General features: G+C 23.6%; 25 protein-coding genes and 4 pseudogenes. 15 read left to right on the top strand and 14 right to left on the bottom strand.

Features of this window, described 5'->3' with window-relative positions; translation table 4 throughout:
- Window positions 1-27: 27 nt before the first annotated feature.
- Together AAHM96_RS06585 and AAHM96_RS06580 are read right to left on the bottom strand one after the other, a co-directional pair.
- Window positions 28-1,005 (bottom strand): IS3 family transposase, encoded by a 978-nt coding sequence (locus AAHM96_RS06585; RefSeq protein ID WP_342272824.1) that lies wholly within the window; start codon window positions 1,003-1,005, stop codon window positions 28-30.
- A gap of 141 nt (window positions 1,006-1,146) precedes the next feature.
- Window positions 1,147-1,800, bottom strand: a pseudogene (locus tag AAHM96_RS06580) (IS256 family transposase); the annotation flags it as partial.
- Window positions 1,801-1,857: 57 nt separating this feature from the next.
- On the opposite strand from AAHM96_RS06580, the gene AAHM96_RS06575 reads away from it, so the two are divergent.
- Window positions 1,858-2,647 (top strand): IS5 family transposase gene (locus tag AAHM96_RS06575; RefSeq protein WP_342272742.1). Its coding sequence is split into 2 segments (ribosomal slippage): window positions 1,858-2,118 and window positions 2,120-2,647, totalling 789 coding nucleotides; the frame shifts between segments, so codons are not numbered across the junction.
- Here AAHM96_RS06575 and AAHM96_RS06570 read toward each other — a convergent pair.
- Window positions 2,647-3,156: pseudogene (locus AAHM96_RS06570) on the bottom strand (transposase); the annotation flags it as partial. The gene AAHM96_RS06575 and the pseudogene AAHM96_RS06570 overlap by 1 nt on opposite strands.
- A gap of 125 nt (window positions 3,157-3,281) precedes the next feature.
- Between AAHM96_RS06570 and AAHM96_RS06565 the strand changes: the two are divergent.
- The 5 genes and pseudogenes from AAHM96_RS06565 to AAHM96_RS06545 all read left to right on the top strand — a co-directional run bounded on the left by AAHM96_RS06565 (window position 3,282) and on the right by AAHM96_RS06545 (window position 6,211).
- A pseudogene (locus tag AAHM96_RS06565) lies at window positions 3,282-4,099 on the top strand (IS5 family transposase).
- A gap of 37 nt (window positions 4,100-4,136) precedes the next feature.
- The gene (locus tag AAHM96_RS06560; protein ID WP_342273016.1) at window positions 4,137-4,403 is read left to right on the top strand and encodes a hypothetical protein; all 267 of its coding nucleotides are present in this window, start codon (window positions 4,137-4,139) and stop codon (window positions 4,401-4,403) included.
- A gap of 128 nt (window positions 4,404-4,531) precedes the next feature.
- Window positions 4,532-4,738, top strand: coding sequence for a hypothetical protein (locus AAHM96_RS06555; protein ID WP_342273015.1), 207 nt, complete (start codon window positions 4,532-4,534; stop codon window positions 4,736-4,738).
- A gap of 115 nt (window positions 4,739-4,853) precedes the next feature.
- Window positions 4,854-5,378, top strand: coding sequence for a DDE-type integrase/transposase/recombinase (locus AAHM96_RS06550; RefSeq protein ID WP_342266766.1), 525 nt, complete (start codon window positions 4,854-4,856; stop codon window positions 5,376-5,378).
- Between the two features lie 305 nt (window positions 5,379-5,683).
- Window positions 5,684-6,211, top strand: coding sequence for an IS1595 family transposase (locus AAHM96_RS06545; protein WP_342273014.1), 528 nt, complete (start codon window positions 5,684-5,686; stop codon window positions 6,209-6,211).
- Window positions 6,212-6,403: 192 nt separating this feature from the next.
- Here the strand turns inward: AAHM96_RS06545 and AAHM96_RS06540 are convergent, their stop codons facing one another.
- From AAHM96_RS06540 to AAHM96_RS06525, 4 genes are all read right to left on the bottom strand, one after another.
- Window positions 6,404-7,642 carry an IS256 family transposase gene (locus AAHM96_RS06540; RefSeq protein WP_342273710.1) on the bottom strand — a complete coding sequence of 413 codons (1,239 nt, stop codon included), beginning with the start codon at window positions 7,640-7,642 and terminating at the stop codon, window positions 6,404-6,406.
- Window positions 7,643-7,740: 98 nt separating this feature from the next.
- Complete coding sequence (locus AAHM96_RS06535) at window positions 7,741-8,205, bottom strand: hypothetical protein (protein WP_342273013.1); 465 nt, start codon at window positions 8,203-8,205, stop codon at window positions 7,741-7,743.
- A protein-coding gene (locus AAHM96_RS06530) for an IS5 family transposase (RefSeq protein ID WP_342273012.1) occupies window positions 8,165-8,954 on the bottom strand; the annotation gives its coding sequence in 2 pieces (ribosomal slippage) (window positions 8,165-8,692 and window positions 8,694-8,954; 789 coding nt in all). The genes AAHM96_RS06535 and AAHM96_RS06530 overlap by 41 nt, the downstream gene beginning before the upstream one ends.
- A 560-nt stretch (window positions 8,955-9,514) precedes the next feature.
- Window positions 9,515-10,105, bottom strand: a complete 591-nt coding sequence (locus tag AAHM96_RS06525; RefSeq protein ID WP_342273011.1) for a ParA family protein — start codon at window positions 10,103-10,105, stop codon at window positions 9,515-9,517.
- Between the two features lie 135 nt (window positions 10,106-10,240).
- Here AAHM96_RS06525 and AAHM96_RS08590 point away from each other — a divergent pair, with 135 nt between their 5' ends.
- Both AAHM96_RS08590 and AAHM96_RS08585 read left to right on the top strand, forming a co-directional pair.
- Window positions 10,241-10,633 carry a transposase family protein gene (locus AAHM96_RS08590; protein ID WP_342272766.1) on the top strand — a complete coding sequence of 131 codons (393 nt, stop codon included), beginning with the start codon at window positions 10,241-10,243 and terminating at the stop codon, window positions 10,631-10,633.
- Between the two features lie 2 nt (window positions 10,634-10,635).
- Window positions 10,636-11,058, top strand: a complete 423-nt coding sequence (locus AAHM96_RS08585) for a transposase family protein (protein ID WP_342273670.1) — start codon at window positions 10,636-10,638, stop codon at window positions 11,056-11,058.
- A 306-nt stretch (window positions 11,059-11,364) separates the two neighbouring features.
- Here AAHM96_RS08585 and AAHM96_RS06515 read toward each other — a convergent pair.
- Window positions 11,365-12,520, bottom strand: a pseudogene (locus tag AAHM96_RS06515) (IS3 family transposase).
- Between the two features lie 278 nt (window positions 12,521-12,798).
- On the opposite strand from AAHM96_RS06515, the gene AAHM96_RS06510 reads away from it, so the two are divergent.
- On the top strand, window positions 12,799-13,950 hold the full coding sequence (locus tag AAHM96_RS06510; protein ID WP_342273010.1) for a hypothetical protein: 1,152 nt from the start codon (window positions 12,799-12,801) through the stop codon (window positions 13,948-13,950).
- An 80-nt stretch (window positions 13,951-14,030) separates the two neighbouring features.
- Here AAHM96_RS06510 and AAHM96_RS06505 read toward each other — a convergent pair whose 3' ends face one another.
- Window positions 14,031-14,225 (bottom strand): hypothetical protein, encoded by a 195-nt coding sequence (locus tag AAHM96_RS06505; protein WP_342273009.1) that lies wholly within the window; start codon window positions 14,223-14,225, stop codon window positions 14,031-14,033.
- 162 nt (window positions 14,226-14,387) lie between these two features.
- Between AAHM96_RS06505 and AAHM96_RS06500 the strand changes: the two genes are divergently transcribed.
- The 3 genes from AAHM96_RS06500 to AAHM96_RS06490 all read left to right on the top strand — a co-directional run bounded on the left by AAHM96_RS06500 (window position 14,388) and on the right by AAHM96_RS06490 (window position 15,602).
- Window positions 14,388-14,513 carry a transposase gene (locus tag AAHM96_RS06500; RefSeq protein WP_342273008.1) on the top strand — a complete coding sequence of 42 codons (126 nt, stop codon included), beginning with the start codon at window positions 14,388-14,390 and terminating at the stop codon, window positions 14,511-14,513.
- Window positions 14,514-14,768: 255 nt separating this feature from the next.
- On the top strand, window positions 14,769-15,101 hold the full coding sequence (locus AAHM96_RS06495; RefSeq protein WP_342273007.1) for a hypothetical protein: 333 nt from the start codon (window positions 14,769-14,771) through the stop codon (window positions 15,099-15,101).
- A 276-nt stretch (window positions 15,102-15,377) separates the two neighbouring features.
- Complete coding sequence (locus AAHM96_RS06490) at window positions 15,378-15,602, top strand: hypothetical protein (protein ID WP_342273006.1); 225 nt, start codon at window positions 15,378-15,380, stop codon at window positions 15,600-15,602.
- Window positions 15,603-15,709: 107 nt separating this feature from the next.
- Here the strand turns inward: AAHM96_RS06490 and AAHM96_RS06485 are convergent, their stop codons facing one another.
- Window positions 15,710-16,687: an IS3 family transposase gene (locus AAHM96_RS06485; protein WP_342272797.1), complete on the bottom strand. Its 978-nt coding sequence runs from the start codon at window positions 16,685-16,687 to the stop codon at window positions 15,710-15,712.
- Between the two features lie 231 nt (window positions 16,688-16,918).
- On the opposite strand from AAHM96_RS06485, the gene AAHM96_RS06480 reads away from it, so the two are divergent.
- From AAHM96_RS06480 to AAHM96_RS06470, 3 genes are all read left to right on the top strand, one after another.
- On the top strand, window positions 16,919-17,170 hold the full coding sequence (locus AAHM96_RS06480) for a hypothetical protein (RefSeq protein ID WP_342273005.1): 252 nt from the start codon (window positions 16,919-16,921) through the stop codon (window positions 17,168-17,170).
- 84 nt (window positions 17,171-17,254) lie between these two features.
- Window positions 17,255-17,476, top strand: a complete 222-nt coding sequence (locus AAHM96_RS06475) for an HMG-box domain-containing protein (protein WP_342273004.1) — start codon at window positions 17,255-17,257, stop codon at window positions 17,474-17,476.
- A 226-nt stretch (window positions 17,477-17,702) separates the two neighbouring features.
- A protein-coding gene (locus AAHM96_RS06470; RefSeq protein ID WP_342273003.1) for an IS5 family transposase occupies window positions 17,703-18,492 on the top strand; the annotation gives its coding sequence in 2 pieces (ribosomal slippage) (window positions 17,703-17,963 and window positions 17,965-18,492; 789 coding nt in all).
- A gap of 144 nt (window positions 18,493-18,636) precedes the next feature.
- Here the strand turns inward: AAHM96_RS06470 and AAHM96_RS06465 are convergent.
- The 4 genes from AAHM96_RS06465 to AAHM96_RS06450 all read right to left on the bottom strand — a co-directional run bounded on the left by AAHM96_RS06465 (window position 18,637) and on the right by AAHM96_RS06450 (window position 21,941).
- Window positions 18,637-19,029, bottom strand: a complete 393-nt coding sequence (locus tag AAHM96_RS06465) for a transposase family protein (RefSeq protein WP_342272745.1) — start codon at window positions 19,027-19,029, stop codon at window positions 18,637-18,639.
- A 164-nt stretch (window positions 19,030-19,193) separates the two neighbouring features.
- Window positions 19,194-20,432 carry an IS256 family transposase gene (locus tag AAHM96_RS06460; RefSeq protein WP_342273738.1) on the bottom strand — a complete coding sequence of 413 codons (1,239 nt, stop codon included), beginning with the start codon at window positions 20,430-20,432 and terminating at the stop codon, window positions 19,194-19,196.
- Between the two features lie 256 nt (window positions 20,433-20,688).
- Window positions 20,689-20,904, bottom strand: a complete 216-nt coding sequence (locus AAHM96_RS06455; protein WP_342273002.1) for a hypothetical protein — start codon at window positions 20,902-20,904, stop codon at window positions 20,689-20,691.
- Between the two features lie 128 nt (window positions 20,905-21,032).
- The gene (locus AAHM96_RS06450; protein WP_281748461.1) at window positions 21,033-21,941 is read right to left on the bottom strand and encodes an ATP-binding cassette domain-containing protein; all 909 of its coding nucleotides are present in this window, start codon (window positions 21,939-21,941) and stop codon (window positions 21,033-21,035) included.
- Window positions 21,942-21,950 lie beyond the last annotated feature (9 nt).

The raw sequence follows: 21,950 nt of genomic DNA, 5'->3' as shown, positions 1-21,950 counted from the left end.
TTACTGGACCATTTTTGATATAAAATTCTAAATTTTAATTTGTAAAATTGGTGGTTTTAGAAATTTAGAATGTATTCTTTCATAATTATAAAACATAACATATTGATTTACATCATTTATAGCTTCATTGATGGATAAATATTGATTTGATCCTTTAGGTAGTCATTCTTGAGATAAATGAGAAAATCAGTTTTCAGATAATACATTACCACCAATATCATAAGGTTGTTTTTTGCTTAAAATTATTTGTTTATCCTCTGCTCATTTTGTGATATCGTGACAATAAAATTCGTTGGCGTTATCTGAATGTAAAATAACATTTTTTACTTGATTTCAAGAAAATTGTTTGTTGATTTTTTCAAGAGCAGGAAGAATTAAATCCTGATATGATTTATTAGGAGCAATATTATAACTAACAACATTATTTGAATAAAAATCAATAATTACAAAAAGATATAATCATCCTTCTTTAGTATTTATTTGTTTAGTGTCCATTGATCAAATTTGATTTGAAGAGGTTGTACTTTTATAATCTTTGTTTACTTTATCCATTGTAGGTATTCACTTATTTGGATTTTTTTTGTTTTTAGGATAGTTATTTTTAGTTTGTTTTAATCCTTGAATATTGTGTTCTTTCATAATTTTTCGCATTTGTTTTATTGATAATTCTATATTTAAAATGATATTTTTTTCTTGTTTTAATCACTCTTTAAAAGCTGAAAAAATTCTTAAATATCCATAAATTCTGCCTTTTCTTGTAGAATGAAATTCGATTAAAAGTTGGCATATTTTTTGATATTTATGATTGCATTTAATAATATGATTTTCTTCTTTTTTAATAGGTTTTTGTTTATTTTTTAAAAAGTAATATGTTGATCTGTTTAATTGAAGATATTGACATAGGTTTCTAATTGAATATTGATTTTTACAATCATCAATAATTTTAATTTTTTCTTTGATATTTAATTTGTTAATTACTAATGCTATTTGTTTAATTTTATCCATTAATAAAAATCCTTTCAGGTTAAAATTAGTGTTAATTATATAACACAATTGTTTTTAGAATACATTCAGGTTTTTTAAATTAATGGTCTAGTAAAAAGGGCTAAGTGGCAAGTGGCAAGTGGCAAGTGGCAAGTGGCTATTTTCAATTGCTAAGTAAAATATTTTGAAAACTGCCATATCATTTGGAAAAACTTTTTTATTTCTGATGACTTTTCGTAATTGACTATTTACAGATTCAATAGCATTTGTAGTATAAATCACTCTTTTGATTTCTACTGGATAACTAATAAAAACCATTAAATTATCTCAATTTTTATATCAAGATTTAGCAATTTGAGGATATTGTTTATTTCATTTACTTTCAAAGGATTCTAAAGCCTGCATTGCTTGTTCTTCACTACATGCAGTATAAATTGGTTTTAAATCTGCAACTAGAGATTTTCTATGCTTATATGAGACATATTTCAAACTATTTCTAATTTGATGAACTATGCATAATTGATGTTCTGTTTTAAGATAAACTGATTGTATTGCTTCTGACATGCCTGTTAAATTATCACTGCAGGCAATAAGAATATCATTTAAGCCACGATTTTTCATTTCTGTTAAATTTGCTAATCAAAATTTAGCACCTTCATTTTCACTAATTCATAAACCTAAAACATCTTTTTTACCTTCTAAATCAACTCCTAAAGCTATATAAACTGATTTATTAATAATCCTTTTATCTTGTCGTACTTTCACTACTATGCAATCAAAATAAACAATCGGATAGACACTTTCTAAGAACCTGTTTAAAATCTTTTAGAGAATAGGATAAAATGATTATATATTTTAAAATAAGAGGTATATATGTGTAAAAATTATCCTAGTAATGTTAGCAAAGAGCAATTTGAAAATATAAAATCAATTTTAGAAAATACTAAAAAGAGAACTAAACCAAGAAGTTTAGATTTATATGAAGTATTTTGTGCAGTTTTATATGTATTAAAAAGTGGTTGCCAGTGAAGAATGTTACCAAAAAATTTTCCAAAATGACAAATTGTATATTATTATTTTCAAGCTTGAAGTAAAAATAATGATAAAGAACCTAGTGTATTACAATTAGTTTTAAAAAAAATTAGTCAAGGCATTTCGTATCAATAATGGTAGAAAAGAACAAACTAGTTTTTGTATAATTGATTCACAAAGTGTTAAAAATACAGATACTACTAAAAATAAGGGTTATGATGCTGGTAAAAAGATTTCAGGAATAAAGCGTCATATTGCTGTTGATTCTCAAGGTTTACCACATGCAATTTACATAACCACAGCAGAAAAAACAGATCGTAATAGTGCTATAATAATGATTGAAAATGAAAAAGAGAATCTTTCTGCAGTTCAAAAAATACTAGTAGATGCTGGTTATACTGGTGAAAAATTTGCTTCTAAAATTAAAACAATTATAAATGCAAATGTTGAAGTTATAAAACGTAATGAATTACATTCTTTTGTAGTATTACCAAAAAGATGAGTTGTAGAACGAAGTTTTGCATGATTAGAAAAATGCAGAAGATTATGAAAAAATTGTGAAAAAAAATTAAATACTAGCTTACAAATGGTTGTTCTTGCCTTTATTTCAATTTTATTGAAAAGATTTTAAACAGGTTCTAATGGTCGATTTTGCCATGCTTTTACATCATCAATAACATCATCAGTAATTTGGCTAATAACACTTTCACTAATATCAGCACCATGATATAACTCTTGCAACTGCATTCTAATGTCAGATAATGTCATTCCTTTTGCATACAAGGAAAGAACTTGTTGATCAAAACCATCAAATCTTCTTTGTCTTTTTGCAACTATTACAGGAGTAAAATTACTATTGCGATCTCGTGGTACATCAATCTCAATTTTACCTTGTTGAGTTATTAATTTTTTTGAACTTGTACCATTACGAGCATTGTCACTATTACTATGTTGATTTTTTTCATATCCTAAATAATTTTGCATCTCAGAATTCAACATTTTTTCTACTAATCTTTTTGTTAATTCTTTATACAATCCTTTCTCTTTAAAAACTGTTGTTAAATCTTCAGTATTTTCTAGTAATAAATCTACTGCTTTTGATATTGGATCATTATTATTAATATTTTGCTTTTTAGCCATCTGTAACTCACTCTTTCTAGTCATTTAATTATATTTACTAGAATTAATTAAACATAAGACTTGGTGCAAAACCTTTAATTTTAATAATTTAACGGTTATTATTAATATCAAAGGTGATAATTATTATGTTAAAAAAATACAAAGATGAACAAGAATTTTATAGTTTAGTGGGAATAAAACTACAAACATTTCAAAAAATGGTTGAAATTTTAAAAAAAGCTGAAGCAATTAAAAAAGCAGTTGGTGGTAAACCTAATAAATTATCAATAGAAAATCGTTTATTAATGACATTAGAATACTGAAAAGAGTATAGTAGTTATAGAGTTATTGCAAAAAGATATAATATTAGTCATACTAGCTGCATTCGTAATATTTTTTGAATTGAAAATACTTTAATAAAAAGTGGAATTTTTAATTTATCTGGCAAAAAAGATTTAATCAAAAATAAAGGAATCAATAATAATTTACTAGCTATTGATGCTACTGAAACTCCAATTGAAAGAATTAAAAAAAACTAAAATTACTTTTTTCGGGTAAAAACAAACATCATACTCTTAAATCGCAAATAATTATTGATATTTTAAATGGAAAAATTATTTCAACCGCTTTTTGTTTTGGAAGCATTCATGATTTTAAATTACTTTTAAAATCTAAAACTTTTATTCATCCAGAAAAACAAGTTTTTGTTGATTCAGGTTATCAAGGAATACAAAATATTCATAAAAATACATTTTTGCCATTTAAAAAAAGTAAATACAATAAATTAATACCAATTCAAAAAGAATACAATAAAACTTTAAGCAAAATTAGAATTAAAATTGAACACGTATTTGCTAAACTAAAACGTTTTAAAATTTTAACTTTAAAATATCGCAATAAAATACGAAGATTTGCATTAAGATTTAATTTAATAGCAGGAATATATAATTTTGAATTACCTTAGTTTTGCACCAAGTCTATTAAAAGAAAAGGAGTAAATAATGATAATGATAAATTGTACAATAGATGAATTTTTAAATAAATGAAAAAAAGAAAAACATTATGATGTAAGTGTTGGTCATTTTTCAGTTGATGGAGATTTTACTTTAAATTTTAAAAGTTTGCATATTGATAAAAATAATATTGATGAATTTGAAGAATTATTAAATGATTATAATATTAATAGAAAAATTTGAGAAAAAATAGAAAAATGTAAACAATGTCATCATCATAATTCTCAAATAGAAATTAATGATGAAGATGAATAAAATAATTAAATAATCTATATTTAATAATTATTTATGATATAAAAAATATAAACTTAATATAAGTTTTTAACTCATTACTTTACTTTAAAGTAAATGAGTTTTTTTATTTTGAAAGGATACATAAAAAAATGTACAAAAACACTTATGAAAAAAATAAAAAAATTGCTGAAAAACAAGAAAAACAATTTGAAAAGAAAAAAGAAGAAATATTAAAACAAGAAAAAGAAAGAGAAAAACAGTTAAAAAAATGAAGAGAAAGCCTAGAAAAAGGAGCTAAGAAAGAAAAAGAATTAGATACACATCCTTTAAATAGAGTTTGACAAAAATTAACTTAGTTTTTTCAGATAATTTCCCAAAAAAATGTTTTTTTGGAAAAATTTAGTTATAAAATAATTAAAAAACACAGATTACTGAAAAGTATCAAAAAATCCAAATAAGTGAATACCTACAATGGATAAAGTAAACAAAGATTATAAAAGTACAACCTCTTCAAATCAAATTTGATCAATGGACACTAAACAAATAAATACTAAAGAAGGATGATTATATCTTTTTGTAATTATTGATTTTTATTCAAATAATGTTGTTAGTTATAATATTGCTCCTAATAAATCATATCAGGATTTAATTCTTCCTGCTCTTGAAAAAATCAACAAACAATTTTCTTGAAATCAAGTAAAAAATGTTATTTTACATTCAGATAACGCCAACGAATTTTATTGTCAAGATATCACAAAATGAGCAGAGGATAAACAAATAATTTTAAGCAAAAAACAACCTTATGATATTGGTGGTAATGTATTATCTGAAAACTGATTTTCTCATTTATCTCAAGAATGACTACCTAAAGGATCAAATCAATATTTATCCATCAATGAAGCTATAAATGATGTAAATCAATATGTTATGTTTTATAATTATGAAAGAATACATTCTAAATTTCTAAAACCACCAATTTTACAAATTAAAATTTAGAATTTTATATCAAAAATGGTCCAGTAATTAAGGGCCAACCACCTCAAACTGAACAGCAATGTCTTGCATATATAGCAAATTTGAAAGAAAACAAATGTATTAGGTGTTTTAGTTTTAATTTGAATACTTCTGATTTAAAAAGAATGAGATGTTTAAAATGTAATCAAACATTTAGCATTCTCACAGGCACCATATTTTCAAGGTCACAAACATCTTTAACATCTTGGTTTTATCTTATCTTTAGATGAATAAACACCAAATATGGAATTCCATCAACAGACATTGCAAAAGAATTGGGAGTGACTTTGAAAACTGCTTGAAGAATGACTCATAAAATCAGAACACGTATTGCACAAAAACCTCAATTTATTGTTGAAGGTACAGTGCAAATTGATGAAATGTATCTTTCACATATGGGTTTTAAAAAACAAGGAAGATCCTTGGTGAATAAAACCTTGATTGTTGGCATTTATCAAAAAACAACGAATAATTTAATTGTGAAAGTATTGAAAAACGCAAAGAGTAAAAATCTTTTGCAGTTTGCAAAAAACCACATTTCTTCAAAATGTCTTGTATATACTGATTCTTGAAAAGGATATTGCGATTTTAAATCAATTTTCACTAAGCATGAAACAGTTAACCATCAAGATGGCTATGTTTCAAAAATTGGTGTAAATACCAACCAAATTGAATCAGTTTGAAAACATATAAGAAGAGCATTTAAAACACATATCAAAGTTGCAAAACATCATGTTCATTTATATGCTAAAGAAGCTGCATATAAATTCAACAAGATACCTAGTTTTGAAACTGTAATGCTATGTTTGATTTAAAAATGTGGGGAGAAGTCCGTAGATAGGCTTTTCTCAGCATTTATGTGATAAAATTAATAGTACATAAAGGTAGAAAAGCCATTATTTTATAATATTTTTGCAATTAATTTTTAATATGCTTAATTGCCACTTAGCCAAATACAAAAATTATGAGGATTTTATGTAATCTGTGTATCTTTGTTTTACAAAGTACTAGTTTAGATTAATTCTATCTTCAAATTTTATCATAAAATGAGCAATTGCTGTATTTCAATTTTGAATGGGCATTGTTCATTTTTTTGTTATATTTTCAATTGCTAAATAAAATATTTTAAAAACTGCCATATCATTAGGAAAAACTTTTTTATTTCTGATAACTTTTCGTAATTGACTATTTACAGATTCAATAGCATTTGTAGTATAAATCACTCTTTTGATTTCTACTGGATAACTAATAAAAACCATTAAATTATCTCAATTTTTATATCAAGATTTAGCAATTTGAGGATATTGTTTATTTCATTTACTTTCAAAGGATTCTAAAGCCTGCATTGCTTGTTCTTCACTACATGCAGTATAAATTGGTTTTAAATCTGCAACTAGAGATTTTCTATGCTTATATGAGACATATTTCAAACTATTTCTAATTTGATGAACTATGCATAATTGATGTTCTGTTTTAAGATAAACTGATTGTATTGCTTCTGACATGCCTGTTAAATTATCACTGCAGGCAATAAGAATATCATTTAAGCCACGATTTTTCATTTCTGTTAAATTTGCTAATCAAAATTTAGCACCTTCATTTTCACTAATTCATAAACCTAAAACATCTTTTTTGCCTTCTAAATCAACTCCTAAAGCTATATAAACTGATTTGTTAATAATCCTTTTATCTTGTCGTACTTTCACTACTATGCAATCAAAATAAACAATCGGATAGACACTTTCTAATGGTCGATTTTGCCATGCTTTAACATCATCAATAACATCATCAGTAATTTGGCTAATAACACTTTCACTAATATCAGCACCATGATATAACTCTTGTAATTGCATTCTAATATCTGATAATGTCATTCCTTTTGCATATAAAGAAAGAACTTGTTGATCAAAACCATCAAATCTTCTTTGTCTTTTTGCAACTATTACAGGATTAAAATTACTATTGCGATCTCGTGGTACATCAATCTCAATTTTACCTTGTTGAGTTATTAATTTTTTTGAACTTATACCATTACGAGCATTGTCACTATTACTATGTTGATTCTTATCATATCCTAAATAATTTTGCATCTCAGAATTCAACATTTTTTCTACTAATCTTTTTGTTAATTCTTTATACAATCCTCCCTCTTTAAAAACTGTTGTTAAATCTTCAGTATTTTCTAATAATAAATCTACTGCTTTTGATATTGGATCATTATTATTAATATTTTGCTTTTTAGCCATCTGTAACTCACTCTTTCTAGTCATTTAATTATATTTACTAGAATTAATTAAACATAGTTATTTTTGTAAGTTACACAGATTACTAAACATTACCAAAATTATCCACGATTGCGATTTTTTAACTTTAATGATTGCATACAAATTTGTTTTTTAAGTTGTTGAATTTCTGTTGCTTGATTTTTAAATTTTGAAAAAGAAATGCTTTTACCTGATATTTCTTTAAATTCCATTTCTGCTATTTGTTTGAATAAAATATTATTTTTATTTATTTTAACAGGCAATTTTGTTTTTTTATCAATCCATCTTTGATTAATTTCAGAAATATTAACAGATCTATTATATTTTGATTTAATATATTGAATTTTACTATTAATAGTCACGGAAGCATAACTATTTTTTGGATTAGTAGAAAATAATTGAATTTTTATATGAGTTGGATAACTTCTAATTATTATACCAGGACGATATTTTTGTTTATTATTTTGATCTAAATCACCATCTAATTTTACTCTAAGAACCTGTTTAAAATCTTTTCAATAAAATTGAAATAAAGGCAAGAACAACCATTTGTAAGCTAGTATTTAATTTTTTTTCACAATTTTTTCATAATCTTCTGCATTTTTCTAATCATGCAAAACTTCGTTCTACAACTCATCTTTTTGGTAATACTACAAAAGAATGTAATTCATTACGTTTTATAACTTCAACATTTGCATTTATAATTGTTTTAATTTTAGAAGCAAATTTTTCACCAGTATAACCAGCATCTACTAGTATTTTTTGAACTGCAGAAAGATTCTCTTTTTCATTTTCAATCATTATTATAGCACTATTACGATCTGTTTTTTCTGCTGTGGTTATGTAAATTGCATGTGGTAAACCTTGAGAATCAACAGCAATATGACGCTTTATTCCTGAAATCTTTTTACCAGCATCATAACCTTTATTTTTAGTAGTATCTGTATTTTTAACACTTTGTGAATCAATTATATAAAAACTAGTTTGTTCTTTTCTACCATTATTGATACGAAATGCCTTGACTAATTTTTTTTAAAACTAATTGTAATACACTAGGTTCTTTATCATTATTTTTACTTCAAGCTTGAAAATAATAATATACAATTTGTCATTTTGGAAAATTTTTTGGTAACATTCTTCACTGGCAACCACTTTTTAATACATATAAAACTGCACAAAATACTTCATATAAATCTAAACTTCTTGGTTTAGTTCTCTTTTTAGTATTTTCTAAAATTGATTTTATATTTTCAAATTGCTCTTTGCTAACATTACTAGGATAATTTTTACACATATATACCTCTTATTTTAAAATATATAATCATTTTATCCTATTCTCTAAAAGATTTTAAACAGGTTCTAACACCATCTCCTTTTTCATATTTTTTTCACTTAACATTAAAAGATATTTTCTTTTGATTCATAAATATTAACCTCTCATAAATAAATTGACAACATATATAAAGTTATGTATAATTTATATGTAAATGCTTTAAGCATGGTTTCCCAGTCTTGTTACTGGGTTTTATTTTTTAAATTAATAATTTTAAATAATTCTTCACTAATTTTTTTTAATTTTATATTATCATATTTATAGCATAAATATGATAATATAAAAAAACTAATATTTTAAGGTTTTTAAAAAAAATAATATAAATATGATAAATATTATTTACATTATCACTGCAATAAGTTCTTCATATGCTTTTTTTGACGTCAATAATAAGGATTTTCTCAAATACTTATAAAGTCGTTTTCACTTGTAGTAAAATTTTCAGAATGTTTTATAAAAACACTTAATAAATTGTCATATAAATTAATTTCTTTTAATCATTTTTGAAATTTAATTTTATTTTATGTTTCTATAACATCATTAAAAAGAATTTTTATTTTTGGTTTAGACATTTTTAAATTTGATAAAATTAAATCTAAATTATTATTTAAATCTAATATTCCTTGATAACTTCCACTTCCATTATTAGAAGGAATTAAGATTAAATCACTAAATATTAATCAATTTAAACTTAAATCATCGGTTGTTGGTGGATAATCAATCAAAACATAATCATAACTATCAAATAGTATCTGATTGGATTGATAAATTTTTATTCCAATTAAATAAAAATTATTATTATCATATAATTCTCTCATAACTGTCAAAGATTTTTTTAAAGTTTCTCCTCCAACGATAATATCAATATTTTTATATTTCGTTGGTTGTATCAACTTATTTATAGTTATTTCACAATCACTAGCAATTACTTTATGTAGTGATTTTGACATATCTATATTTTCATTTTGCATAAGAAATGATATTGTTGCCTGCGTGTCTAAATCAATAATTAAAACTTTTTTATTATCTAAAGCAAGTTTATAAGGAATATTTTTACAAATAGTAGTTTTTCCAACTCCACCTTTTTTATTACAAAAACTAATCATTTTCATTATTATTCTCCAATCTATTAAAATAATCTTTTAAAATTTCATTCATTAGCATTGTTTTACTTCATTAGACTTGGTGCAAAACCTTTAATTTTAATAATTTAACGGTTATTATTAATATCAAAGGTGATAATTATTATGTTAAAAAAATACAAAGATGAACAAGAATTTTATAGTTTAGTGGGAATAAAACTACAAACATTTCAAAAAATGGTTGAAATTTTAAAAAAAGCTGAAGCAATTAAAAAAGCAGTTGGTGGTAAACCTAATAAATTATCAATAGAAAATCGTTTATTAATGACATTAGAATACTGAAAAGAGTATAGTAGTTATAGAGTTATTGCAAAAAGATATAATATTAGTCATACTAGCTGCATTCGTAATATTTTTTGAATTGAAAATACTTTAATAAAAAGTGGAATTTTTAATTTATCTGGCAAAAAAGATTTAATCAAAAATAAAGGAATCAATAATAATTTACTAGCTATTGATGCTACTGAAACTCCAATTGAAAGAATTAAAAAAAACTAAAATTACTTTTTTCGGGTAAAAACAAACATCATACTCTTAAATCGCAAATAATTATTGATATTTTAAATGGAAAAATTATTTCAACCGCTTTTTGTTTTGGAAGCATTCATGATTTTAAATTACTTTTAAAATCTAAAACTTTTATTCATCCAGAAAAACAAGTTTTTGTTGATTCAGGTTATCAAGGAATACAAAATATTCATAAAAATACATTTTTGCCATTTAAAAAAAGTAAATACAATAAATTAATACCAATTCAAAAAGAATACAATAAAACTTTAAGCAAAATTAGAATTAAAATTGAACACGTATTTGCTAAACTAAAACGTTTTAAAATTTTAACTTTAAAATATCGCAATAAAATACGAAGATTTGCATTAAGATTTAATTTAATAGCAGAAATATATAATTTTGAATTACCTTAGTTTTGCACCAAGTCTATTTTCTTTTTTTTGCTAATTCACTAAATTTTGAAATTAAAATAATATCACAAGTCATAGAATTCAATTTAATTTGTTTTTTTTATATAACTCTTTATTAAAAGAAACAGTATTTTTTGTTTTATCTAAAATATTAATATTTTTTTAGTTATAATTGGCATTTTCCTTTGCTTCTTTCTTTTAATTTTATATTATCATATTTATGCTATAAATATGATAATATAAAAAAAATAATATTTTAAAGTTTTTTAAAAAAAATAATATAAATATGATAAATATTATTTAATATGATTACAACAAATTTTGTGGAATGGCAACCCTTTTTAGGACTATTTTTTGGTAGACATTTGTTCTTGATAACTAACTGGAGTTAGGTAGTTTAGAGTACTGTGAATTCTTATGTTGTTATATCAATTGATGTAATCAAATAATTCTAATTTTAATTGGATTAATGATGTAAAATTTTTATCATTAATAAATTCAATTTTGAAAGTTTTAAAAGTTGCTTCAGCAACAGCATTGTCATAAGGACATCCTTTTTTGCTTAAAGATCGAGTTATGTTGAAAGCTAATAAAAGTTTATCAATAGTTTTATTATTGAATTCATTACCGCGATCAGTATGAAATATTTCAATATCTTTTAAACAGTGATTTGATTGCATAAATGCTTGATATACTAATGATGCATCTTTTTTAACTCCAACACTATGTCCAATAATTTCGCGGTTAAATAGGTCGATTAATAGGCAAATATAGTTTCATTTACCATTAACTTGAACATAAGTTAAATCACTAACAATAACTTCATTTTTAATTCTATTATTAAAGTTTCTATTAACAAGATTGGTTATTTGACTATCATCGACTTTATTATGATAATTTTTGAATGATAATTTAGTGTATTTTGATATTAAATTATGCTTATTCATAATTTCTTTAATTTTTCTGCGTGATAAATAAATTTCTTGGTTTGCTAGTATGACTTTTAATCTTCTAGTACCATAAACTTCTTTATTTTCTTTAAAAGCACTAATAACAGCTTGTTCATAAATATTATTTTGAATTTTATTTTTTTTCTTTAAATTAAAATAATATGTTGATTTAGAGAGTTTTAAAAAATGACACATTGTGCGAATTTTATATTTAGATTTATTATTTGCAATAATCTCTACTTTCTGCCTATTATTAGTGCTGCTTGCTTTAAAATATCAATTTCCATTCGTAACTGTTTTAATTCTTTATTTGCTTGAATTAATTGTTTTTCTAAATCTGAAAGATTATTTTTAGTTTTAAAACTATCTGAATTAGTAAATTGCTTAATTTAATTGTAAGTAGCTGCTCTTGTAACATTGTATTCTTTAGCAAGGCAAGATACCGATTTGCCACTTTGATATAAAGCTACTATTTGTTTTTTAAATTCATCTGAATATGAGTTAATAGTGACCATAATTATAATTCCTTTCTTTTAACTAATTTGTTCACTTGTCTATGTAATTAGTGTCCAATAAAGTGGCCCCATCCAACTTTTTTTCATTTAAAAGCAAGTTAATAACTATTTTACATAATCAAAAAATACTTCATTCAATTATTAAAAGTGTTATAATTATAATAGATAAGAAATTATTTCCTAATTTTGGATTAATATCTATATGCTCATAAAAGTTATTTTTATCAATCTAAAATTTCCTTTTCAATTTATGGTGTACATAAAGAAGGTGTATTAAAATGAAAAAAATATTATCATTGCTTACAGCAAGCGTTTTAGTTGGAACTAGTGGTGTAAATTTAGTTAATACTAAATTATTTACAAATAATACTTCCAATTCTAAAACTATCTTAACAACTATACAACAAAACAATACTCAAACTATGACAAGATATGATAGTTTAAATCTTGTCAATGAAAAAAGTTTAAATAATGCCATAAACAGTACAATAAAAAATATAAATAAAAAATGTAAAAATGATATTAACTGAACTGTTAATGGAAAAAATTATAATTATAAAAATGAATTATTGAAGGTTTTTAGTAATAAAGAAAATTTATTAACAACAAATAATCAATATGAGCAGTTTTTAAGTAAAAATAATAATTATCAAAAAAATAACTTAGGATTATCATTTCCTATGAATTATGATGGCGTATACTTTCCTTGATGAGGGTTTGGTGATTATTTTTACTGATATATGTCATCCGATACTGTTAAAAAGGTTCAACAATATTTAGCATATGGACAAACAGCATTTGTACTTGCAGTTAACTCTATATTATTAGCTAGTGGTTTTGGAGGCCCACTGATTACATTAGTTGATGCGTGTTTGCTTACATTCACTGCTAGCTGATATATGAATAATGTTCCTTCATATGATAATGGTAATGGAGTATATCTTGGAATATCAATATTACCTGCTCCAACAATCTTTGAAGTAGGTAGCCAAGATAAGTATATTTCTAAAGTAAATTCTTTTGAAGTCGATTATAGATTTTTAGCAGCAGATTATATTACTACATGCATAGATGAACAAGGGATTAATTTTTTATTAAATTATTATTATAAAAATAATAGTGATAATTTTGCAGATAATGTTATAAGTCCGTATTTAAAACAATTAACACCAGTTGATCATACTGGTGCAGGTGGTTCTATTACTAATCAAGATTATACAGATTGATCTCATTCTTTTATTCAAAATGATCCGTTTTGAATAAATAATATATATCACTCTCATTTAAAAGATTTTATCTTTTATAATCCAAATTTTAGATCTATTGATATCAGAACTAAAAGAGGATATAACACAACAGTTGTGGAAGATCCATATGATCCAATTCATCATCATTATGATGATACTTGAGAAATTTGAAAAAATTCTTAAATTAATTTCTGCAATTTTTAAAATTTCTTCTTAATTAATAAAAAGATGATTATTTTTGGTAATCATCTTTTTATTAATACTTACAATATATTACATTTTTTACTTTTGTTATCACTGATTTCTGATTTAGTGTTTTTATTTTTTATATTTATCTTTTCATATTCTTCATTAACTTTTTGAAAATTTGGCTCATTTACTATTTTATTTTTTTTATTTTTATCATTCCTAAAACCAGCCTGACTGGCATTAACAACAACTTGTCCAGCAGCATACATAGTATTTCCTCCTAAATAACATTAATATAATGTTTAGTAATATTTTAAATCTTTAAAAATAAAGTACAAGTAAAAATATGTTTATTTTGGATGGGGCCACTTTATTGGACACTAATTACATAGACAAGTGAACAAATTAGTTAAAAGAAAGGAATTATAATTATGGTCACTATTAACTCATATTCAGATGAATTTAAAAAACAAATAGTAGCTTTATATCAAAGTGGCAAATCGGTATCTTGCCTTGCTAAAGAATACAATGTTACAAGAGCAGCTACTTACAATTAAATTAAGCAATTTACTAATTCAGATAGTTTTAAAACTAAAAATAATCTTTCAGATTTAGAAAAACAATTAATTCAAGCAAATAAAGAATTAAAACAGTTACGAATGGAAATTGATATTTTAAAGCAAGCAGCACTAATAATAGGCAGAAAGTAGAGATTATTGCAAATAATAAATCTAAATATAAAATTCGCACAATGTGTCATTTTTTAAAACTCTCTAAATCAACGCTTTTTTAAAAGATAAGGAGATAATTTAATGAAAAATGCAAATAATTCTAATTTACTTTTTAATTATGATGCAGAAGGTACCAACCCCAGCATAGATATAATTAAAAATGTGGATGTTAAATCTAAAAATAAAGTTGAAAAATCAATTAAAAATAATATCGAAGTTCAAAGAGATATCAATGATTTTGCTGTTAAATTTCAAAAGAAACAAAAAATCAAAAAAGAATATAAAACCATTTATATAAAATCAGATTATGTAAAAAAAATCAAAAAATTAGCAAAAAATACTAATCGTAGTTTTGCAGAAGTTATTGAATTATTAGTTGAAGAATTTGAGAAAAATGAATTAATAACTTTATAATTTAAAAATTTCTTGAGTTGAGAAATTGAAATTGTGACTAAAGTAGTATTTGAACAAATCCTTATTATTGACGTCAAAAACAAGCTTATGAAGAACTTATTGCAAAAATTATATAAAAAAATTACCTAATCAGAAATAATTAGGCAGTTACGAGAGATATACTCCCTTGCACAATATTACTATCGTAATCACAATTAAATTATAGCATATAAGTATTAGGAATGCAATAATATCACTAACTAAGGAATAAACAATTACATAGATTGGAATTATATTATGCAATCGAATAATTACAAATCATATAAAAAAGGAATGGGAATTCTTGTTTGTATTCCAGGAGATGAACATAATGGAATACAAAGTAAAAGGCCAGGAATTGTATTAAGTTCCCATCCTAATTATATAGTTATACAGTTATTATCAACTCAACCTAGTGATCATGATTTAGGAACACGGTGGTTGGCCCTTAATTACTGGACCATTTTTGATATAAAATTCTAAATTTTAATTTGTAAAATTGGTGGTTTTAGAAATTTAGAATGTATTCTTTCATAATTATAAAACAGGTGGTTGGCCCTTAATTACTGGACCATTTTTGATATAAAATTCTAAATTTTAATTTGTAAAATTGGTGGTTTTAGAAATTTAGAATGTATTCTTTCATAATTATAAAACATAACATATTGATTTACATCATTTATAGCTTCATTGATGGATAAATATTGATTTGATCCTTTAGGTAGTCATTCTTGAGATAAATGAGAAAATCAGTTTTCAGATAATACATTACCACCAATATCATAAGGTTGTTTTTTGCTTAAAATTATTTGTTTATCCTCTGCTCATTTTGTGATATCTTGACAATAAAATTCGTTGGCGTTATCTGAATGTAAAATAACATTTTTTATTTGATTTCAAGAAAATTGTTTGTTGATTTTTTCAAGAGCAGGAAGAATTAAATCCTGATATGATTTATTAGGAGCAATATTATAACTAACAACATTATTTGAATAAAAATCAATAATTACAAAAAGATATAATCATCCTTCTTTAGTATTTATTTGTTTAGTGTCCATTGATCAAATTTGATTTGAAGAGGTTGTACTTTTATAATCTTTGTTTACTTTATCCATTGTAGGTATTCACTTATTTGGATTTTTTTTGTTTTTAGGATAGTTATTTTTAGTTTGTTTTAATCCTTGAATATTGTGTTCTTTCATAATTTTTCGCATTTGTTTTATTGATAATTCTATATTTAAAATGATATTTTTTTCTTGTTTTAATCACTCTTTAAAAGCTGAAAAAATTCTTAAATATCCATAAATTCTGCCTTTTCTTGTAGAATGAAATTCGATTAAAAGTTGGCATATTTTTTGATATTTATGATTGCATTTAATAATATGATTTTCTTCTTTTTTAATAGGTTTTTGTTTATTTTTTAAAAAGTAATATGTTGATCTGTTTAATTGAAGATATTGACATAGGTTTCTAATTGAATATTGATTTTTACAATCATCAATAATTTTAATTTTTTCTTTGATATTTAATTTGTTAATTACTAATGCTATTTGTTTAATTTTATCCATTAATAAAAATCCTTTCAGGTTAAAATTAGTGTTAATTATATAACACAATTGTTTTTAGAATACATTCAGGTTTTTTAAATTAATGGTCTAGTAAAAAGGGCTAAGTGGCAAGGGCAAGTGGCAACCATAAATAACAAAATTTCTTATATAAGGCCAATTTACTTAAGAAATATTATAAAAAATCAAGTATTAGGGTTTTGATTTGACTATAATACTAGAAAACCTATTTATTTGAATAAATCAAGTAAATTAATGAAAATTATTGAAAGTAACCCTTATAAAGCAAATTCTATAACATTAAAATTAAAAGAATATTTAGAACTTAAAAATAGTATTATTAATCAAAGCCAAGTATTAAAAATAAGAAAACAAATGAATGAACTAACTAATTGAAATAAAGATTTACAACAAGAAATTCAACAACTTAAAAATGAGATTGATTTATTGAAAAATTCTAAATCAAAAACTTGTAATCGTGGATAGTTTTCTTTACTAAAAACCAATATGTGAAAAAATATTTTATAAATCATGTAAAATTATATTAAGAAAACTTAGGAGGATATTTATATGTCAAATAAAGTTAAAAGACCAATGAATGCTTATATGATTTTTAGTAAAGAAAAAAGAGCAGAGATTATTCAACAAAAACCAGAACTTAAATCTAAAGTTGCAGAAGTTGCCAAACTTATTGGTAATCATTGAAAAGAAATGACAAGCGAAGAGAAATCTAAATATCAAAATTTAGCACTAGAAGATAAAAAAAGATATGAAAGTGAAATACAAAAATAACTATCTTAAATTCATTCTAAACAGCCCTAAATTAGGGCTGTTTATTTTTTTAATACTATAAACCATATAAATTTTTAAATAGTTTGTATATGAGCAAATTTGGTGCCTTAAAATTAATTTTAAAGATATAAGGGAAATGTTTAGTAATCTGTGTAACTTAGAACCTGTTTAAAATCTTTTAGAGAATAGTATAAAATGATTATATATTTTAAAATAAGAGGTATATATGTGTAAAAATTATCCTAGTAATGTTAGCAAAGAGCAATTTGAAAATATAAAATCAATTTTAGAAAATACTAAAAAGAGAACTAAACCAAGAAGTTTAGATTTATATGAAGTATTTTGTGCAGTTTTATATGTATTAAAAAGTGGTTGCCAGTGAAGAATGTTACCAAAAAATTTTCCAAAATGACAAATTGTATATTATTATTTTCAAGCTTGAAGTAAAAATAATGATAAAGAACCTAGTGTATTACAATTAGTTTTAAAAAAAATTAGTCAAGGCATTTCGTATCAATAATGGTAGAAAAGAACAAACTAGTTTTTGTATAATTGATTCACAAAGTGTTAAAAATACAGATACTATTAAAAATAAAGGTTATGATGCTGGTAAAAAGATTTCAGGAATAAAACGTCATATTGCTGTTGATTCTCAAGGTTTACCACATGCAATTTACATAACCACAGCAGAAAAAACAGATCGTAATAGTGCTATAATAATGATTGAAAATGAAAAAGAGAATCTTTCTGCAGTTCAAAAAATACTAGTAGATGCTGGTTATACTGGTGAAAAATTTGCTTCTAAAATTAAAACAATTATAAATGCAAATGTTGAAGTTATAAAACGTAATGAATTACATTCTTTTGTAGTATTACCAAAAAGATGAGTTGTAGAACGAAGTTTTGCATGATTAGAAAAATGCAGAAGATTATGAAAAAATTGTGAAAAAAAATTAAATACTAGCTTACAAATGGTTGTTCTTGCCTTTATTTCAATTTTATTGAAAAGATTTTAAACAGGTTCTTAGATTTTAAAAGTAATTTAAAATCATGAATGCTTCCAAAACAAAAAGCGGTTGAAATAATTTTTCCATTTAAAATATCAATAATTATTTGCGATTTAAGAGTATGATGTTTGTTTTTACCCGAAAAAAGTAATTTTAGTTTTTTTTAATTCTTTCAATTGGAGTTTCAGTAGCATCAATAGCTAGTAAAGTATTATTGATTCCTTTATTTTTGATTAAATCTTTTTTGCCAGATAAATTAAAAATTCCACTTTTTATTAAAGTATTTTCAATTCAAAAAATATTACGAATGCAGCTAGTATGACTAATATTATATCTTTTTGCAATAACTCTATAACTACTATACTCTTTTCAGTATTCTAATGTCATTAATAAACGATTTTCTATTGATAATTTATTAGGTTTACCACCAACTGCTTTTTTAATTGCTTCAGCTTTTTTTAAAATTTCAACCATTTTTTGAAATGTTTGTAGTTTTATTCCCACTAAACTATAAAATTCTTGTTCATCTTTGTATTTTTTTAACATAATAATTATCACCTTTGATATTAATAATAACCGTTAAATTATTAAAATTAAAGGTTTTGCACCAAGTCTAATATATTAATTTTATAAAAAATATTTTTTATATTGTAAGTATAATAAAAATGGAGGCTTTTTAATAATCTGTGTATCTTTGTTTTACAAAGTTACTAATTTAGATTAATTCTGTCTTCAAATTTTATCATAAAATGAGCAATTGCTGTATTTCAATTTTGAATAGGCAATGTTCATTTTTTTGTTATATTTTCAATTGCCAAGTAAAATATTTTGAAAACTGCCATATCATTAGGAAAAACTTTTTTATTTCTGATAACTTTTCGTAATTGACTATTAACAGATTCAATAGCATTTGTAGTATAAATCACTCTTTTGATTTCTACTGGATAACTAATAAAAACCATTAAATTATCTCAATTTTTATATCAAGATTTAGTAATTTGAGGATATTGTTTATTTCATTTACTTTCAAACGATTCTAAAGCTTGCATTGCTTGTTCTTCACTACATGCACTATAAATTGGTTTTAAATCTGCAACTAGACCTTTTCGATGTTTGTATGAAACATATTTTAAACTATTTCTAATTTGATGAACAATGCATAATTGATGTTCTGTTTTAGGATAAACTGATTGTATTGCTTCTGACATGCCTGTTAAATTATCACTACAAGCAATAAGAATATCATTTAAGCCACGATTTTTCATTTCTATGAAATTAGATAATCAAAACTTAGAACCTTCATTTTCACTAATTCATAATCCTAAAATATCTTTTTTGCCTTCTAAATCAACTCCTAATGCTATATAAACTGATTTGTTAATAATCCGTTTATCTTGTCGTACTTTAACTACTATACAATCAAAATAAACAATAGGATAAATACTTTCTAATGGTCGATTTTGTCATGCTTTAACATCATCAATAACATCATCAGTAATTTGACTAATAACACTTTCACTAATATCAGCACCATGATATAACTCTTGCAACTGCATTCTAATGTCAGATAATGCCATTCCTTTTGCATACAAGGAAAGAACTTGTTGATCAAAACCATCAAATCTTCTTTGCCTTTTAGGAACTATTACAGGAGTAAAATTACTATTGCGATCTCGTGGTACATCAATCTCAATTTTACCTTGTTGAGTTATTAATTTTTTTGAACTTATACCATTACGAGCATTTTCAGTAGTAGTATGTTGATTTTTTTCATATCCTAAATAATTTTGCATCTCAGAATTCAACATTTTTTCAACTAATCTTTTTGTTAATTCTTTATATAAACCGCCAGGTTTAAAAACTGTTGTTAAATCTTCAGTATTTTCTAGTAATAAATCTACTGCTTTTGATATTGGATCATTATTATTAAAGTTATCTTTTTTAGCCATCTGTAACTCACTCTTTCTAGTCATTTAATTATATTTACTAGAATTAATTAAACATAGTTATTTTTGTAAGTTACACAGATTACTAAACATTTCCATGGTTATTGAATTAGTATTTATTTTAAGTAATGTGATTTTTGCAATAACTTGATACTTTGCTTATTACTATAAAAAATATAAAATTCGTTTAAAAACAAATCCTAATTTACAAGTAGAATTGAATAGTGAATTTACTTTTAATTTAGAACATCAAGCAAAATTAGCAAAATGTAATAGTTAATAAAAAATAAGTTACTCTATAGAGTAACTTATTTTTTATTAAATTAGTTTTTTTATATTTGTTGTTTATTTCTTCTTTTAAATTATTAATTATTTTGTATTCTTGTTCTCAATTTATTTTTATTTGATTTTTTTCTTCAAGTGTTTTCTTAAATTCATGTTGATGTTTATTTATTCATTCATTAACTTTTTGCATTTTTTCTCCTTATTAAAATGAAAAGGTATTTATTTAAAATAATTAAACTTATATTAAGTTTATAAATAATTATACTATAAGAAATTAAAAAGATTAGAAATTTTATAGTTAATTTTTTGTTTTTTATTTTATAAAAAATTTTTTAAATGTGATAAATCTATTTCTTTTTCATAAAGATTTTGAATACCAATTTTATATTTATTTAAAATTGAACTAAGATTATCAATTTTTTCTTGTGTATCTAAGCGAATTAAGATTTCATTTAAATCTTTAAGATATTTAAATTGATATTGATATTTTGTTAATATAGTGGCTGTTAATGGTAAATTGTTAGTAGTCAAAATAAAAATTTTGCCAACATCAAATTTTGCTATTGGTCCACTATAAAGCATTTTTCCCAAATCAATAATAGTACAATCATCAATAATATCTTTAACCTCGTTAATCATATGAGTTGTTAAGAAAATAGTTTTACCTTCTGCTTTTAATCTTTTTAATACATTTGTAAAATATTTTCGTGACTCTGAATCTAAGTTTGCACCAGGTTCATCAAGAATTACTAGTTCTGGATCATGTGCTAAGGCTTGAATTAGCATAATTCTATTTTTCATTCCTGAAGAGAAAGAATTTAAACCCTTATTACGATGTTCTCATAAATTAAAATTATTTAATAATTTTTGTAAATTAACTTCTAGAGCACTATCGGTAATAGTGGTTGTTTGTCCTAAATATTTTAGAAAATTATAAGCTGTTAAACCTTGTGGAAAGTTTTCTAAATTTAAGGAATAACCTAAACTTAATTTTGATTTTGCACTTCCTGCTTTGTAATCATTAACCTTAATTGTACCACTGTATCTGTTACTAGGCATTGCACCAATGATAGACTTTAATAAAACAGATTTTCCGCTACCAGATTGACCAACCAAAGCATGAATAGTTCCTTTAAATACAGTAAAATTTATATTACTAATATTAAACTTTTTAAATTTTTTGTTATAGTTTCTGACACTAATCATAATGTCTTCTGTAGTTCCCATAATAAGTTT

It is taken from the genome of Spiroplasma endosymbiont of Acasis viretata (genome assembly GCF_964031275.1).
Lineage (GTDB): Bacteria > Bacillota_I > Bacilli_A > Mycoplasmatales > VBWQ01 > Spiroplasma_E > Spiroplasma_E ixodetis_A.
This window is presented reverse-complemented; position numbering and strand designations above follow the sequence as displayed.